Raw genomic sequence first — 15,411 nt, 5'->3', positions numbered from 1 at the left:
TGAATGTCGCCGAGATATATGTAAGCCGGTCGACCAGGGCGCTTCCATACAACATGACAGCGTCGGGATCGCTTTGCACCTCATCCGGCTTCGAAGCACTAAGATCTTCATTCGACATGTTCGGTGTCCTCTCCCTGCAGATGCAGGATCCCCACGGGGAATGAGACGGCTTTGGCACTAGTCATCGGTTCTATCGTGTAGGAGCCGTGCGCTTCGGCCTTTTTTGCCTGTACGACAGCGACGGTAAGAGCTTGATAGGAGCTTTTCGTCCTCGCCTTCATATATCCGGGCGCGGCGGGTGCCGGCCCATGGAAATGGAGCAGATAGTCCTCCATCGCTCGCCGGACGCCGACAGCGCTCGCGTTCAGCGTCCCAGCTGTGGCGTGCGATGAGCCCTGCATTGCCAAATCAATAAAGGTGCGAACAACCGTGTCTGCATCTGCTGCTAGGTGGAGCGGGTGGGCGGCTACCGGAAATTTGTCTCGAACGAGATGGGTTGACCCGCCACGCTCCTTCGCTTCGCGCTTTTCTAACGCAAGCAAGCCGTCACGCGTCAGCGCGAAATGAGCGAATTTGCCCTGTGTTGTTCGCTCCACGAAACGCGCATTCGTCATGAGGTGGAGGATGCGGCTGAGATTTGCATCTCTCAGAGACAACCTCTTTGCGATCGCTGCCTTTTCCATCTGGCCCGACGGTGTGTCGCGGAGTAATGCAAGTATTGCGACGACGTGCTGACGATGCATGACCTCGTCCGGACGCGCGAGCTTCGAGGCATTGATCGACATCTGCAGAAGGTCGTAGAGCGCTCTGAAGCGCTCCGCATAGGCAGCATTCCTTGGTCCGAGCGTTGCGCTCATCCGACGCAAGATATCGAACCATTCCCGCAGCTCAGGGTCGCGCCGACGGCTTTCAAGGGCGTTCCAAACCCACGCCCCGAGTGTTGCATAGAGGCGCTCCAAGCTTCTTTCGGAGCCCTCTTTGAGGAGGTCCGAAATGACACGCCGTGCCTCGCTCGCCGTCGCTTCGCCCGTCTTTGGGTCGGATGCTGCACCACGAAGCTACGGGTGCCGAACCGCACCTCAACCTGAGCCGCAGTGATCTGGTGGCCGTGCATCGTGCGGTCGTTTCCCATCGAGGGGACAAGCATCACGTCCACATTGAGTTCGCTGAAGGGTGTCTGGCAGACGTCACAGAAATCCAGGCAAATGGCGACCCCAATCAAAGCGCCTTCGGTTGCCAGGACACATACGCGGTCACCCGCAGCGATGTTTTCCGTTCCCCAACCATCGTCCGCGTACGGGGCGATCTTGTCGTAGATCAGGCGCTCCTCTCCATAGCCGTTGTAGATGCGGGCTCGGTTGACGATCCCACGGTCGGTTGTCTCGTGCCAGGTCCCTGGAATCAGAATTTCGGGAGCTTCCAGCTCGTCCGTAATGTCGCGATCTCGAACGAGCTTGAGGATCTTCTCGCGCAATTCCGGCGAGACGGTTAACCCGGGCCACACAACCGCGATGCAGTTCTCCTTCAGAGCCTGACTGATCTGCTGAGAAATCGTGTCCTCAGCTAACGGCGCCTCAATGCCCGAGATGATGAAGCGCTTATCGCCCTCTGTTGAACAGAACTCTGGCTCGAGCTCTAGTGGCTTGAACAGGCAAGCGCCCATCTTCCATTCGCTCACATCCGGTGCGGTACTATGCAATGTGCGAGTATCCACGACCTGGACAGGATAGCCCTGTATCACTGAGGGCAAGATCCGATGAAAGAGCAGGCCTCGTTTCGAGTAGGCCTGCAGCCTTCGAGCCGGACGCAGTGCGCTCACGCCCTGCCGCGGAATGAACCAACATCTAAGCTGCTCGACGTGCCACTCACTCGGCGCGATTGGCCAATGAGACCGCCGATCAGCAAGCGCACGATCGAGTTCTCGTATGAGGCCGCCCATTCTTACGGCCGCGAGTTCAGGCGTCTCATCGGACAGCGACCACGAGAGATGGCCATCTCCTATTGCGCCGGTGAAGCTCTCTCGTGCGTCCTCGATTCGCTTTTCTGTAAGATTTCGGTAGGCCTTGTGCACGCTTCCCGGAGCATTCCGAAACAGCGTATCGAGCTCGATCAGAGCTTTTCTGAGATCATCCCTACTGGCCTTCGTGACTAGCTCCTGCCGCGCGGCAAGCTCCCGCGCCTCCTTCTTCCAGGCATCAAAAACTGACGTTTCGGCTCGGCTGTCCACGCGCCCAGGCAAAATTTTCGTCCCAATCACCACCAGCAATATATTCCATCGATAGGCGTGCTCCGACCATTTTGCAATCGGCCCGACCAGTTGCTCACACTTGTCGGCCGGTGCCGAGCCGCCACAAGTGACTCGCTTTCGCAGAAGCGTACGGCCGCAGTGAAAATCTGCGCAAAACCGAGTAGGGACAACGAAAAGCTGCATTGTTGTCACCATGCTATTGACGAACCCATGCGGACTGTTTTTCAATGTGCACGGGAGATCCGCGGGTGCTCAGGCACGCGGACGGGGGCGTTCATATGGGGATATTCAGCCGAGCCGCGGCTGGCATTGGCGTCTGCCTTGCCGTGGGCGGGTGCACCAGTCTGTATCATATTCATGACCCGCAGACAGGTGTGATCACGGCGGGTGAGCTGCCGTACTTTCTCAAGTCGATCAGGTGTGAGGTCGTGACTTTCTACCAGCTCGAACGCGAGAGGCGACAGGAATACCTGAAGATCTACAAGAGGCGGCCTGAAGAGGCGTTCGATAGGTACGCTCATTTCGACATCGACCCCTTCCTGTACGGCACATTCTTTCTGGAGTTGAAGGTGACCGATACCGGCGGGCTCGGATCCGGTACAGCATTCGACTACAAAAGGATTCTGAGCGTGAGCAGTAATGAGGTGACCCATATGGGCCCCACTGCTTCAGCCCAGGATACCTATGACCTGATCTGGTCATTTCTGATGAAGCAGAACGCCCAGCTAGCGTCCGATACGGCGCCGGCGCCGGCGGATCCAGCAAGGTATGAGCGTGGCTGCTATCGAGGAGCGCCTGCGGACCTGATCGACCTCGAGGCCCTCGCCGAGCATAAGTATCCGGACCGCGCCGCCTACAAGCGCATCTTTGTCGATGCATCCAAGCCGCTCGCAGCTTGGTTACGGGACAACGCGATCCTCATAGCCGCCAACAATCTCACGCCGGCCATGCCTTCGGAGAGCGCGGAGCCGGCGCAAATGACTTACACGTTTTCAGTCCAGGTTACTGGCGGCGTCGAGGCAAAATACTCTCTCACTTCGTCGCGCTGGACGCCTGCTGCAGTCCAGGCGTCGGCCTCCGCTCAGCAGTTCAGTAATCTCGGAATCTACATCAACGGTCCGAATGCCGTCCTTGCTAACGGAGCCAAATCCGGGTCCGCCGGCTATGCGGACAAAACGCCGCCGCTTGGATCAAAGGACAATCCAATTTACACGGCACCCTCGCCGGGAGGAGAAAAGTCGCAGGAATTTCCGGGAGGAGCCGGGTCCACCGGGCGCCGTACGGGCGCTGGGCCTCGGACAAATGGTTTCATTGTGGCGCCAGTGCCTGTGTTCCCGCCGACCCCAACACCGACGCAGTAGGAAAATGTTTCGCCTGTGGCTGCCCAGACTCGTTCTGTTGCTCGTCCTCTTGTTCTGCTGGGGGGCGAACGCTCAACCTGCGCTTCCTTCGGGAGTCTCCGAAATGGAACTGTACGGCACGGTCATCCGCGGCTCGAAATGGGACATCAAAGAGATACCGGTCTGCTGGGAAAACCTGCAGGCGAAGGATCAAAAGTATGCCGATATTGTTCGAAAAGCGGTTGCGGAAACGTGGGAGACTGCGGCGCAAGGTGGCGTGTGGTTTGCGAAGACTTGGCCGTCCTGTACGGGCGGCGCGCCAGGTGTGCACGTGCGGGTCGCTGATGAAGGCGCCCATACCGACGTCATCGGCAAGTATCTCGACGGCAAGCCATCGGGCATGACTCTCAATTTCAGTTTCGATCATTGGAGCAAAGGTTGTCGACATAGACGCGAGTTCTGCATTCGTGCGGTTGCAGTCCACGAGTTCGGACATGCTCTTGGTTTCACGCATGAACAGAACCGCGACGATGCGCCGGAGCAGTGCCGCAACGAGAAAGCTTCTGGCTCGGTCGGCGATTATAAAGTCACCAAGTACGACCCCAATTCCATAATGAACTATTGTAATCCAGCATGGAACGGAAACGGACAGCTCAGCACTCTCGATATCGCCGCTGTCAGGACATTCTATCCGTCCTGACACTCGGTCTTTTGGTATCCATGAGTGCTCCCGCGCAGGCGGATCGCGCGGCAGTGCAAATTGCTGCGCGTTACAACGTCAGGACGGTTCACGTCCAGTTCGTTGGCGTGATGTACAACGACAAGCAGGAAGTCGGCGGCGGCTCCGGGCTGCTCATCGGCGACAACCTCGTGCTGACCAACAGCCATGTGATCGGACGCGAGGAGAACTATAAGAGCTTCGAAGTCAATGCCCGTCTCGGGTCGCGCAATGCGAACCCCATCAAGGTCACTGCGGTTCATCGCGACGATGCCAGAGACTTGGCTCTTCTCGAGCTGTCGCAGCCCGCCGGAAACAGCGGAGGCGCCTCTCGGTGTCCAATGCCCGTGATCGATGACAACCAGCAAGCCCCGATGGGGACTCAACTTTATCTGCTCGGTTATCCGCTCGATCTGGATCTGAGCATATCGAGCGGTCTGATAAGCAACCAGACTAACCCGAACGGTCGCTGGCAAACGAACACGGTCATGAACGTCGGCAACAGCGGCGGCCCCGCATTCAACGAGTTCGGCGCCCTGCTGGGGATCGCAGTTGGCGGCATCGTCAAGTGGAACGAGGCGGATGTTTTTGGCGTCAACTTCATCATTCCCGCCACTGTGATTACTGCAAGCCCCCTGTACAGCATGATCGCCGCTATTCCGCAGCCGTCTGTTTGCTGGACCAAGTGGGTCGAGACAACGATCTCATTTGAGAACTGGACCAAACTAAATTCCGCGCATGTGCAGACCCAGGCCAATGCCGGCGTGAAGATCCCCGAAATCCTCTCCGGAGCGATCCATACGCTTCTGCCCGAAGACCGCCGCCTCATCGTGAACGTCCCGGTGTCGCAGCTCGTCGACCCGAAGCTGATCGAGCGGGCGTATACGGTGGACAAAACCAAGGACGATCACCCGGTCGTATTTGCGGAGCATTCGGCGGACTATGCCGAGACTTTCCCTGCTGAGCCCGGCTACCGCATCACAGGGTGCACGTGGCACGTTGAGACCGCCAATGGTGCCAGCAATATCGGTTGCGCGATCAACGGCGGCGGGGCGGAGGTTCGCTTCACCTACAAGCTTACCAGCGGACCTGCTGTCGACAGGTATCGCGGATGGCTGGGCGCTACGGTCAACGTTTCCCAAACCCTTGCAAAGTAGGTAGCTGATCGATGGTCATGCTCGTCTTGCCAATTCGAGGTTCGAACCGGTTGCATCGGCTCGGCCAGGCCTTCCAGCAGCTTCGAACAGTGCTCATTGTCTTGTTTTGCGCGCTCGCGACCGGTTGCGCCCACCAGGGTCCGGCCTCGCAGCAGGCCAACCGGCATATACAGAAGGCGCCCAAGAAACATGAGAGCGCGTTCAAGAAATACAGCTATCGCTATGGCCCCGGGTACTACCACCATGTCCGGCACTATCATGCCTATCGGCCGTGGCGACGGACAACCGGTGAGGCGAGCGAGGAGGCGCCTCCCGACAAACGCAGCACCGGAGCCGCGGTGGTGGTCAATAGATCTGTGATTAAGGGGTTGGTACCCGTCTACTTCGCCACCAATCGCGGGGTGACCGGTGGGTCCGCTCTGGAATTGACCCAGATCTCCTATAGTCGTGCGGCCACCAACACATTTGGCTGCGTGACGGTTAGCATTCCCATCGTTCACAAGATGGGAGAAGTCGAAACGCCGAAGACAAGCTGGTTCGGGATACGCAAGGAGGCAGAGGACGACGGAAAGCATTTCCGAATCCAGAAGCTCGATCGTCTTTCCCGTGAGGAGTTTGCTTCCGCTATCGCAAATCCGGCCGACAGCCTGATGCTCTTTGTGCACGGCTACAACGTTGCCTTTTCCGACGCAGCCTTCAAGGCGGCTCAAATTGCTTTCGACGCGAACTACAAAGGCCGTGTCATGATGTACTCCTGGCCGTCCAAGGGCGGAGTGAAGGATTATGACTACGATCGGGAGAGTGCTTTGTACGCTCCGGATGGCTTGTTCGATCTCCTCCAGCTCATTAAATCGGCGGGCAAAGTCTCACGGATTATCGTGATTGCGCATAGTCTGGGCAGCGAGGTGGTTTTGGGCGCCTTGCAGCAAGCCGCGCTGAGCCAGACGGCGCTCGGGATTACTGAATTGATTTTTGCGGCCCCGGACGTGGATCGCGACATTTATCTTCAGCGCGCGAGCCAAATCAAGGCAGCGGCGGGCGCGGTGACGCTATACGCGTCCTCGACGGATCTCGCGTTGCTCGCCTCCATGGAGAAAGCGCAATCCACGTCGCGAATGGGGTTCGTAACCAAGAGCGGGCCAACTCTCGTGCCCGGTATCGAAACGGTCGATGTTTCTGCTGTGGGAAGCGAAATGTTTGCTCTAAATCACAGTACGTACTCAACCAGCCGCGCGGTTCTCGATGACATAGGCCGGATCATCTCGTCTTCGACGCATCTTAAACCCCCGCAGCGGACCCCGACCCTGCGCTCGATGCCCGACGATTCGAAGACGACTTATTGGATGTATCCATATTAAGAATCGCTCTTCGGCTGTTTGCGGAGTTGTGGGCCACAACCTGGCAGATGTGTGCGCGTTCAACGCCAAAATTAAAACGCACGGAGGCGAAAACTGATTGATTGTAGGGCGGATGTGGTTTCTCAATCAGCGGGTCCCAGGTTCGAGTCTGGTGCGCCCATCAAAATAACGGGCGGCAGTTATTGGCGGGCCATTGGCTCGAGTCACGTCTGAGTTCGGCGTCGAATAATTTGCCTTGCGGAAAGCGGCAACCAAATTCGTAGGTCTCTTTTCCGATATGTGCCAAAACTGGATCGGCTGCTCCAGCTAGAGATATTCGCCAAGACCGCCGAGCTCGGCAGCCTGTCCAAGGGCTGCGGACATTCGGCGGATGTCGAACGCGGCCGCGAGCCGACACCTGAGCGGACTGGAGGAGCGGCTCGCGGTGCGGCTGATTGAGCGCAACATGCGCCGGCAATGGCTGACCGAGGCAGGGCAGGATCTGTTGCAGCGTTGCAGTCCGCTCCTGAAGGATGGCGTCAGGGACCGCACGCTGTCGCCCAAGCGCATGCTGCGCGTTACGAGTTCGCTGTCGTTTGCGATGATCTACATGGCGCCGATGCTGCCGGCATTTCGCAAGCTCTACCCTAAGCTCGACGTCCAGATCATCGCGGCCAACCGCTATCCCGATTTCATCGAGGCCGAGTCTCCCTCCGGCGAGGGCCGCCTTGTTGGATTAGTCCAATTGGCGCGTAGCAGTCCTTATGGACAGCCATAAGCCAGTACTCAGCTTGGAAGCTCGATGTTCTCAAGGACATTCAAAGTGTTAGCTGCAAAACCAGCGCCAATTCGCCCCAATCCCATCAATACCTTACGCAGTGCTCGCAAAACCGAGCGCTGATCGTCCAGCGCGACGACGGAATGTTCCAGATCGGGGTGAGCGATGGGCCCTCGGTCCGTTCGACACGCGTAGCTTCGCTGAAGCTGGAATGGAGGCGCCGCATGCCGCCTCCTGAAATGCGAAGGCCGCCTCGGCAAAGGCAGCCCCCAATCGCAAATTCAACTTCAGCATCGACACAAATAGCAGCCCCGCGCAGGCCCTACAAGCGTTGCAGGCGCGTCGCCTGAGGGCGGACTTCCATTTGCCGCCAGCGACTGCGGCAGCCGTTGCGGAACTCGCCTTTCGCCGGGCGGTGCCGCAGTGACTGTTGCGGAGGAGATCGCGCCCGGCGCGACGCTGCAGACCGCGGCGGCGGTGAAGCCGTATGCCGACATTGCTCGCTGCGAATCGCCGGACCATCTCGACGCGATCTGCAAGCTGGTATGGGCTGTCCATTTCGCCAACGAACTTCCGGAACACGAGGCTACGTTCCTCGCGGCCTGCATCCCGCTTTGCCGAGCCCTTGTTGAGCCTGCCTATCCCGCATCTCTGCCTCGCGCCGGCGGCGGAGGACTTCATTTCGCTCGTCTGCCCCCTGGCGCCCACCATGCGTAAATTTGTTCCAGAGCCGCATGTGCAAGGCGCGTTTCTCTTCGTCATCCGCTATTTGAAGACCATCTTATAAAGCATGGTGTGGCCGGGCGATTCTTCGAAGGGGACGGCGTCCTCTTGAATGAGTGCTGCCGCAAAGATGTCCTCCCCGGATAGCCAAGCTCTCTCTGCGTCTAGCGTTTAACGCGAAGTGCAGTGCGCTGTTGAGCTCGCAGCAGATGTGCGAAAGGCCTGCTCCCTTTGACGCGACAGAAAGTGCAGTTGAGTAAGCATCGCGCCCGACGATGTACATCATCGGGGTGGGAATGTTCTCGTCGGTGACGTTGGTGTACGAGCGCCGACAAATCTCTGCGTCGGCAGACGAAGGCAGCCTGCAAAACAGGGGTCGGCCCTGGTAGACGGAGCACTCATCAGCTTCGAGGAGAGGACACGGGTGAGGATTGTAGGGTCGTTGCTCGTGCGAGAACGACTTGGTGATTTCATGCGCCTCCCGCACGCGAGCGCCGGCCTGCGACGATAGACGCTTTGCAAGAAAAAGGACTTGAGGTGCTGTGGCGCTCACCCAAATGTTGCAGCAGTGGGAGCATCCGCGACCGCAAGCGATAGGAATGTCGGCCATACCCTTCACCGTCAAATCGGTCTTCGAGAACAAATACTCCAGCGTTTCATCGACGCTGAAGCTCTGCTTGGCGCGACCGAGATGGCCATGAATCTGTCGCGCCAACTCCGCGACAATAAACTCGTTGAGCGCGGATGGGTCGATCCCGCGCGACGGCTTTTGGCGCTTGCTTCTTCGCTAGGCGACGTTGATTTCGATCCATACCCTCATCCCAACTCATTCGCTATCCGCTTCAACTTGCGAATGGCGTCATCGAGCGCGCTTGCGCTTCCTCAGTCTCCCTATCTCGATGTGGTTTTGAACGTCTGCGAGCTCTCGACGAATCACCCGCATGATTGCTTCTGCCGCGTCGGCCGCTACTGACATGAAATCCTCCGGCGCAAAATGCCATATCTAGAAAGCGGGCATCAGATCGCAACCAAAGCGCGAGCGCAAGCCCTACGCGCTAAATACGCCGAATGTTCCGCGCCGGGGTAACAGCGATGACTTCACGGCACGCTGCAGTCGCGTTGTCGTCAATCCGGTGCGGAGGAAGCATTTGCCCCGACCATCTGAAGCAACGCCCCGGTTTGACCAACAAATATTTTGAATCTACAATAAACTGCGCGGTTTGTAAGCGCACGTGATAATTTAGAGAGCGCTGGGCCCGAAGCTCTCGACCGAAAGCTGATACGCCGCAGTGCGCGGCTTATTTGGGGCGCTGCTCAGCTGCCGGGCCGCCTGAGTGGAGTTGCTCATGAGTACTGAGCGAATCCCGACCCTGTGATCCTGTTGTTCGCAATTGCCGTGATAGTCGCGGCGTTCGCGGCATTCGTCACGACCTTTGAGCGGGTTGGGAGCACCACAGCTGGTGGCGAGGCTCCCTCCGGGACCATGGGGCTGGGCAAGCCTCGCACGCCTCTTGAGCGAGCACCAGACCCATCAGTAGGGAAGTAACCGCCACACCGGTGCCGGCGCGTGTGCCCGTTCTTGTATTGCAGCATCGCCGCCGCAGCCTTGTCAATCGACTGAACCTTCGAACGGAGCTGACCCGAAACACAAAGCGAAAGCAACGCGCAGCGACAACCGGTGTCTGGGGCCTTCCAAGTTCACGCTACCGTCTTTTGGGGCTTGTGTGGTCCTACCTCCGATTGCATACTCTTCCCGTTGCGGCGTGCATATTGTTGGTCATTGTTCGAGGCAGTAATGAGTAATCGAGGTCAGGTTTACAAGTATTCGGCTATTCTGCGTGAACGGGTCGAGGAGCTCATCGCACTATTCGGGCAACTGCAGACGCTTAGGCGTCGCCTGCAAGCCGCTAACGCGAGAAGGTTTGGTCGGCGTATCCCGAAGGCCGCGCGGAGAAGGAGAGTTCTTCGGCGGTGATAGCTACCTTTCAATGCAACGATCGCGCGTCCCCGCGTCGACATTGATGCGAAGCCGCGTCCAGGCCGCTTCAAAACACCTGCATCTGCAGCCATTATCTGCAACACCGAAGCATTGGCGCAACAGTTTCCCGGCGCTTTGACCAGTGCGCGATTCTTAATTTGCGTCGTGTGCGCGACTCAGACCTGCTCTCCGTGGGAAGCAGACAGGGGGCGGGGGAATGATTGTACGCGCGGGGGCTATTGTTGCGTTGCTGCTGATGCCCCTGGGCTCCGAAGCCTTCGCTTCGCGTCACTACAGACCCGCATCGCGGTATCATGCAGCGAGGTCAGATACTACGTCGCGCAAATATTCGGCACCGTGGCCGAGATGTACGCTCGTAATCACGGCGCTACCGACGCACAAATCGAATGGGCCCGACGTTGCTTGGCTTCGAACGAGGCCACCGAAACAGGGCAGCGCCGGTACGAATGAGCATGACCGGTGATCGCCTGGGAATGCTGCATATTCTTAGACGTTAAATCCGTGGCGTAACTCAAGTAAGACCAAAAAGAGAGCCGCATTCGCGCGGCTCCTCCTCTTACTGCGCGCCGGCTTCGTCGCCCTCAGCTTCGTCCCGCTCGGCTTCTCCGTCGTCCTCTTCTTCTTCGACATTGTAGCCGAAATCGACTTCTCTGAAATCGATTTCGAGAGGCGGCGCATCGTCCTCCAACTCGGTTCCGCATCTTTCGCAGCGCTGAACGAAGGGCCAGGAGTGTTCTTCGCTAATGCGAGAGTGACGGCATTCGGGACACCAGAGAAGGTCGCTTATGGCAGTTCTCTTTTGTCCGATCCTTCAAGGGTGACCTTACTCATTGGCTCACCAGTTGGAGCTCGCTCCCTTTCTTCTTGCGCGTCGCGCGGGGTTCTTGAGTGCCGCAGTCTCGTGAGTGATCTACTCCTTCAGCGTTTTAACCTCGTTATCTATCGATGTTTTTTCAGCGACGAGTTCAGTCATGCGCTTTAGCCTGTCCACTATAGTTCTCCTATGTGCAGGCTTTTTCCACCGCATTGGTACCGAGGCTGTTCGAAGGCCCCCCCTTTATCGACGGGCTGCAGTGTGTTGCCGTGATCGTTGGAAGCGTGTCGAATGCAAAGTGGTTGAGAAATCGCGGCGCGATCGACGCCAGCAGCTCCATCATGCTTTCGCAGAGAGAAGCAAGCTGGAGTATGCAGATTGGCGCCGAGCGCCGCAAAAAACGCGAGCTCAAGTCGGAATGAAGCTGAGGTGGACGCGCAGCTGAGCCCAAGCGAAGCTCCGCGGACCAGAAAGATAGCGGTTCAAGTTTCAGACAGCATTTTGCTGACCGCCCGAGGATGCGCGAGAGCGTCGTCGCCCAGGCGGCTCTTGAGCGTTTCCTGGATCGGGCCGCCTATGGATGCTTTTGTTTACGCGGCCATCGATCGGAATGTGCAGGTGCTCAAGTTCTGCATTTTGGGTGGGCTTTCCTCGTCCAGTACGGGACGGGGTGAATTCTCGAGCAATAGCCGGCAAAGGAAGGACACTATTCCTCAATCCCCCTTGGCTCAAAAAGTTACATTGGAAATTTCAGATCGCACTCAAGCGCAAGTCGACGGGCCAAAGCAGGTCAGTTCACGTCGTATCCCGAGCGCCGAAATGGTCATCCTGGAAGCCGATCAGGACGTGGAGTGGTGAACTCGACCTTGCGCTGCCTGACTTCCCGCCTCGTCGGTCAACAGGCGCGTCAAGAACCTCCGACCGACTGATTGCCTGAGAAGCTCCAAGCAGCTGGTCGGATATGCGACATGCGTCGCAAGCTCGACAGGAGTGATAGAAAAATGCGTAATTTCAATGAGCGCTGGCTGGCATGCAACTTGCTATTTTCTCCGCAGAGCCAGGTAAAGCGAATTTGAGCAATGACCAGTCTGACTGAGAGCGCAAGTCAAGTCGGTGCGGCGAACCTGCTGAGCGTCGGTTCGCGGGCCCCCTCGATCAAGGTGGAGAACTGGCTACGCGGCCAGCCCGTTAGAAAGTTCGAGCGTGGGAAAGTATATATCCTCGAATTTTGGGCGACGTGGTGCGGACCATGTATCGCCTCGATGCCAAATCTGGTGGTCCTGCAAGACAAATACAGGAACAACGGAGTTGAGGTGGTGGGCATCGCGGCTCACGAACAAGCTTCGACGGAAAATGAAGCGCGAGCCAGCTTGGACGCCTGGTTGACAAAAAGCTTGTCAAATCTGAACTACGCGATCGCATTCGACTACGCCGGCGAAATGAACAAGCTTTGGCTGGATCCAAGCTTTTCTGTCGGGATTCCCACGTCATTCGTCGTTGACCGTGACGGCCACATCGCCTTTATTGGTCATCCGACGCAGCTCGATCATGCCTTGCCCAAAGTTCTGAACGGATCCTGGGCAATGAGCGACGAAGCCAAAGCGCTGGATGCGGAAAGGACAAGCACGGGCCGACGCAGAAAGCGTGAACTATCGCAGAAGAGAGCTCTGGTGGAGCCGATCTTTGCCAGACTTGAGCCCGCCATGAAGAGAAAGGATTGGCCGACAGCCCTTTCAGCTATCGAGGAGGCCCTCGCGGCGATGCCGGACGAGGTCACCTTCCGTGGGCTTCACGTGGAATTGTTGCTTCACAAGATACGCGACCTGGGGGCTGGCCTGCCGGTGTTGCGCCAATTAGTTCGCGACGCGATCGAGAAGAAGTCCGTGGTTTGGATGAGCGTCGCGATCCGCCAACTGTTCGACCCCGCGAAAGACTACTCCGATTTTCCGCATGCGGAGCGCTTTGCCATGGGCAAGGAGCTCTCCGAACACATCCTGGCGGCGAATCCGCCCCGAGGCAGCGACGGCGCGAAGTTCCTGTCGTACGGGGCGGTCGCTCAGTACTATTACGAGACCGGTAAGAGGGACCGCGCGATCGAATTGGTCGAGGTGGCGCTGAGGTGGCTGGATGCAGCGCCTGTCCCGGATCTAGCGAAACGGGACGTCGTGCAGTGCTCTCTCCAGGCTTTGGCGAGCTACAGGAGTGAAAAGCTCTCTTACGAGGAGTGCTGTTCAGCCCCGCAAGACACGGCTCTCGAAAAACCGGAACCGAGATCGCCAAGGGAGGCAGCGTGAGCAATGCTGCTTGGCATGTCTTTTCGGCCTCGTGGTTTTGCGGTCGAAATCGAAGCCTCTTGGGAATGTCCGGGCATTCACATGAAGTGAGGACAGGAGCCGCGAGCCGGTGAACGCAGGCGAGGCCGCACCACCATAAGTTCTTTATGGCGAATGTTTCCTCAAGGTTGGTCGCGCTCCGACGCGATAGCGGCGAGAGTGCCTGCTGAAGTGAAGATAGTCGGCGGCTGCTAAGATTGACGTCCTAGAAGATGCCGGATGGCATCTTCGAACAACTAAAAAGAGAAATGGGTGGTGATGCTGATGCTTTCCAGCTCTCAAGGAAGCTTTCTCAACTTTCTATCGCTGCTGTCGGAAGCGGTTCAGAACTTCGTTCCGCTTGGACGGCAAGCCGATTCGGGAGAGGCGCCAGTCCGTGGCTCTGGACTGTGCTGTTCGGAGCCGTCACATTCCCCTGCGCCCGCCGGTGAAGGAACACTGAGCGAAGCTGTATCTTCAATGAGCCTCTTTGCGAGCACGGCGCCGGGTCGAGCATGATGTACAATCAGCGTCAGCGTCGCTCTGCCAAAGCCGCCGCCCTGTTCCGGAAATCTGGGCCCTGGTACAAAGTGCTTTACGTCCAGGTACTCATAGCGATCCTGATTGGCATTCTCGTTGGCTGGCTATGGCCCGCTGTGGGGACGAGTAGCTGGGTCAAAGCGCTTGGTGATGGGTTCATCAAGCTGATCAAGATGGTGATCGCGCCGATCATCTTCTGCACTGTTGTCTCCGGAATTTCGCATGTTCAGGATGCACGGAAGGTCGGTCGAGTCGGCGTCAAGGCGCTGCTTTACTTCGAGATCGTATCAACCTTCGCGCTCGTCCTGGGTCTCGTGATGGGCAATCTCGTTCACGCCGGTCATGGGCTCGCTCCCAGGGCTGATGCCGCGGCGGTAGCCAACTACGTCAAGACGGCGGAAGGGCAGAAGGCGGTCGATTTCTTTCTCAATATCATTCCTGATAGCGTGGTTGGCGCCCTTGCGCGAGGCGACGTGCTACAGGTGCTGCTGTTTGCCATCCTATTCGGGTTCTCGCTGATGGCGCTTGGTGAGCCGGGTGAGCGGATGCGCGGTCTGGTCGACGATGCCGCACACGCGGTGTTTGGTGTCATCAGGATCGTGATGAAGGCCGCGCCGATCGGGGCGTTCGGCGCGATGGCCTACACTATCGGCGAATTCGGACCCTCCGCGCTGGGTAAACTCATCGGATTGGTTGCGCTGTTCTATGTGACAGCCGGGCTCTTCGTGAGCATTGTGCTTGGCCTGATCGCGCGCTTGGTCGGCTTTTCTATCTTAAAGTTCATCGTTTATATCAAGGATGAGTTGCTGATCGTGCTCGGAACGTCGTCGTCCGAAAGCGCGCTGCCGCAGCTGATGGAAAAGCTCGAACGGCTGGGCTGTTCCAAGCCGGTCGTGGGGCTAGTGGTGTCGACCGGATACTCTTTCAATTTGGATGGGACCAACATTTACATGACGTTGGCGACCTTGTTCATCGCACAGGCGCTCGGGGTCGATCTCAACTTCGGCCAGCAGCTCACGATACTGGTTGTGGCGATGCTCACCTCGAAGGGCGCAAGCGGTGTTACCGGTGCCGGCTTCGTCACCTTGGCGGCAACGTTGACGGTGGTCAGTCCTGAGCTTGTTCCGGGCATTGCGATCGTATTCTCGATCGACAAGTTCATGAGCGAGGTGCGCGCGCTTACCAACATCATCGGGAACGGTGTTGCCGCGGTATTTGTGTCCTGGTGGGAAGGCGAACTCGACCATGTCTCGCTACATGCGCAGCTCAAGTAGACGTGCGAGCTCAGCTCGGCCCTCCGACGGCCAATAAACACGAAGGGCTGCATGAGCATCGTCGTTATGCGAGACGATGTCGCTCCGTCGGGGTCGATGGCCGGATCACGCATGGAAGGCAATCATCGGAACTGAGAGGCCCGACCGGGTCCGTTGGATTGGTCTACAACG

At 58.0% G+C, this 15,411-nt stretch carries 15 protein-coding genes; 11 read left to right on the top strand and 4 right to left on the bottom strand.

Features of this window, described 5'->3' with window-relative positions; all coding sequences use genetic code 11:
• Positions 1 to 107: 107 nt before the first annotated feature.
• Positions 108 to 857, bottom strand: a complete 750-nt coding sequence (locus AC0L2J_RS13110) for a hypothetical protein (RefSeq protein WP_473390367.1) — start codon at positions 855 to 857, stop codon at positions 108 to 110.
• Positions 854 to 2,431, bottom strand: a complete 1,578-nt coding sequence (locus tag AC0L2J_RS13105; protein ID WP_473390364.1) for a carbon-nitrogen hydrolase family protein — start codon at positions 2,429 to 2,431, stop codon at positions 854 to 856. The genes AC0L2J_RS13110 and AC0L2J_RS13105 overlap by 4 nt, the downstream gene beginning before the upstream one ends.
• A 95-nt stretch (positions 2,432 to 2,526) precedes the next feature.
• Here AC0L2J_RS13105 and AC0L2J_RS13100 point away from each other — a divergent pair, with 95 nt between their 5' ends.
• From AC0L2J_RS13100 to AC0L2J_RS13075, 6 genes are all read left to right on the top strand, one after another.
• Entirely contained in the window at positions 2,527 to 3,609 is a 1,083-nt protein-coding gene (locus AC0L2J_RS13100) for a hypothetical protein (protein WP_473390360.1), read from the top strand.
• A 103-nt stretch (positions 3,610 to 3,712) separates the two neighbouring features.
• Positions 3,713 to 4,288 carry a M12 family metallopeptidase gene (locus AC0L2J_RS13095; protein WP_473390357.1) on the top strand — a complete coding sequence of 192 codons (576 nt, stop codon included), beginning with the start codon at positions 3,713 to 3,715 and terminating at the stop codon, positions 4,286 to 4,288.
• Between the two features lie 20 nt (positions 4,289 to 4,308).
• On the top strand, positions 4,309 to 5,463 hold the full coding sequence (locus AC0L2J_RS13090; protein WP_473390354.1) for a S1 family peptidase: 1,155 nt from the start codon (positions 4,309 to 4,311) through the stop codon (positions 5,461 to 5,463).
• An 11-nt stretch (positions 5,464 to 5,474) separates the two neighbouring features.
• The gene (locus AC0L2J_RS13085; RefSeq protein WP_473390350.1) at positions 5,475 to 6,821 is read left to right on the top strand and encodes an alpha/beta hydrolase; all 1,347 of its coding nucleotides are present in this window, start codon (positions 5,475 to 5,477) and stop codon (positions 6,819 to 6,821) included.
• 370 nt (positions 6,822 to 7,191) lie between these two features.
• Positions 7,192 to 7,578 carry a LysR family transcriptional regulator gene (locus tag AC0L2J_RS13080; RefSeq protein ID WP_473390347.1) on the top strand — a complete coding sequence of 129 codons (387 nt, stop codon included), beginning with the start codon at positions 7,192 to 7,194 and terminating at the stop codon, positions 7,576 to 7,578.
• Positions 7,579 to 8,001: 423 nt separating this feature from the next.
• Positions 8,002 to 8,295 carry a hypothetical protein gene (locus tag AC0L2J_RS13075; RefSeq protein ID WP_473390345.1) on the top strand — a complete coding sequence of 98 codons (294 nt, stop codon included), beginning with the start codon at positions 8,002 to 8,004 and terminating at the stop codon, positions 8,293 to 8,295.
• Between the two features lie 64 nt (positions 8,296 to 8,359).
• On the opposite strand, the gene AC0L2J_RS13070 is transcribed toward AC0L2J_RS13075, so the two are convergent.
• Positions 8,360 to 8,911, bottom strand: a complete 552-nt coding sequence (locus AC0L2J_RS13070) for a YkgJ family cysteine cluster protein (RefSeq protein WP_473390666.1) — start codon at positions 8,909 to 8,911, stop codon at positions 8,360 to 8,362.
• 81 nt (positions 8,912 to 8,992) lie between these two features.
• Here AC0L2J_RS13070 and AC0L2J_RS13065 point away from each other — a divergent pair, with 81 nt between their 5' ends.
• Complete coding sequence (locus AC0L2J_RS13065) at positions 8,993 to 9,274, top strand: hypothetical protein (RefSeq protein WP_473390695.1); 282 nt, start codon at positions 8,993 to 8,995, stop codon at positions 9,272 to 9,274.
• A 1,582-nt stretch (positions 9,275 to 10,856) separates the two neighbouring features.
• Here AC0L2J_RS13065 and AC0L2J_RS13060 read toward each other — a convergent pair.
• Complete coding sequence (locus AC0L2J_RS13060; protein WP_473390342.1) at positions 10,857 to 10,988, bottom strand: hypothetical protein; 132 nt, start codon at positions 10,986 to 10,988, stop codon at positions 10,857 to 10,859.
• A gap of 317 nt (positions 10,989 to 11,305) precedes the next feature.
• Here AC0L2J_RS13060 and AC0L2J_RS13055 point away from each other — a divergent pair, with 317 nt between their 5' ends.
• The 4 genes from AC0L2J_RS13055 (at position 11,306) to dctA (ending at position 15,240) form a co-directional block, all read left to right on the top strand.
• Positions 11,306 to 11,536: a hypothetical protein gene (locus AC0L2J_RS13055; RefSeq protein ID WP_473390339.1), complete on the top strand. Its 231-nt coding sequence runs from the start codon at positions 11,306 to 11,308 to the stop codon at positions 11,534 to 11,536.
• Positions 11,537 to 11,690: 154 nt separating this feature from the next.
• Positions 11,691 to 11,972 carry a hypothetical protein gene (locus AC0L2J_RS13050; RefSeq protein WP_473390337.1) on the top strand — a complete coding sequence of 94 codons (282 nt, stop codon included), beginning with the start codon at positions 11,691 to 11,693 and terminating at the stop codon, positions 11,970 to 11,972.
• A 221-nt stretch (positions 11,973 to 12,193) separates the two neighbouring features.
• Positions 12,194 to 13,408 (top strand): TlpA disulfide reductase family protein, encoded by a 1,215-nt coding sequence (locus AC0L2J_RS13045; protein WP_473390334.1) that lies wholly within the window; start codon positions 12,194 to 12,196, stop codon positions 13,406 to 13,408.
• A gap of 536 nt (positions 13,409 to 13,944) precedes the next feature.
• Positions 13,945 to 15,240 carry a C4-dicarboxylate transporter DctA gene (dctA, locus tag AC0L2J_RS13040; protein ID WP_473390661.1) on the top strand — a complete coding sequence of 432 codons (1,296 nt, stop codon included), beginning with the start codon at positions 13,945 to 13,947 and terminating at the stop codon, positions 15,238 to 15,240.
• Positions 15,241 to 15,411 lie beyond the last annotated feature (171 nt).

The sequence above is a fragment of the Bradyrhizobium sp. MV1.5 genome (assembly GCF_055807615.1).
Note: the sequence above shows the minus strand (reverse complement) of the source record. Positions and strands in the feature narration are given on the sequence as shown.

Excerpts from the sequence above, each read along its gene's own strand:
- AC0L2J_RS13105 (WP_473390364.1), bottom strand. The coding sequence starts at position 2,431 with ATGCAGCTTTTCGTTGTCCCTACTCGGTTTTGCGCAGATTTTCACTGC.
- AC0L2J_RS13090 (WP_473390354.1), top strand. The coding sequence starts at position 4,309 with ATGAGTGCTCCCGCGCAGGCGGATCGCGCGGCAGTGCAAATTGCTGCG.
- AC0L2J_RS13070 (WP_473390666.1), bottom strand. The coding sequence starts at position 8,911 with ATGGCCGACATTCCTATCGCTTGCGGTCGCGGATGCTCCCACTGCTGC.
- AC0L2J_RS13080 (WP_473390347.1), top strand. The coding sequence starts at position 7,192 with ATGTCGAACGCGGCCGCGAGCCGACACCTGAGCGGACTGGAGGAGCGG.
- AC0L2J_RS13050 (WP_473390337.1), top strand. The coding sequence starts at position 11,691 with ATGGATGCTTTTGTTTACGCGGCCATCGATCGGAATGTGCAGGTGCTC.
- dctA (WP_473390661.1), top strand. The coding sequence starts at position 13,945 with ATGTACAATCAGCGTCAGCGTCGCTCTGCCAAAGCCGCCGCCCTGTTC.
- AC0L2J_RS13085 (WP_473390350.1), top strand. The coding sequence starts at position 5,475 with ATGGTCATGCTCGTCTTGCCAATTCGAGGTTCGAACCGGTTGCATCGG.
- AC0L2J_RS13045 (WP_473390334.1), top strand. The coding sequence starts at position 12,194 with ATGACCAGTCTGACTGAGAGCGCAAGTCAAGTCGGTGCGGCGAACCTG.
- AC0L2J_RS13095 (WP_473390357.1), top strand. The coding sequence starts at position 3,713 with ATGGAACTGTACGGCACGGTCATCCGCGGCTCGAAATGGGACATCAAA.
- AC0L2J_RS13065 (WP_473390695.1), top strand. The coding sequence starts at position 8,993 with ATGGCCATGAATCTGTCGCGCCAACTCCGCGACAATAAACTCGTTGAG.
- AC0L2J_RS13100 (WP_473390360.1), top strand. The coding sequence starts at position 2,527 with ATGGGGATATTCAGCCGAGCCGCGGCTGGCATTGGCGTCTGCCTTGCC.
- AC0L2J_RS13110 (WP_473390367.1), bottom strand. The coding sequence starts at position 857 with ATGAGCGCAACGCTCGGACCAAGGAATGCTGCCTATGCGGAGCGCTTC.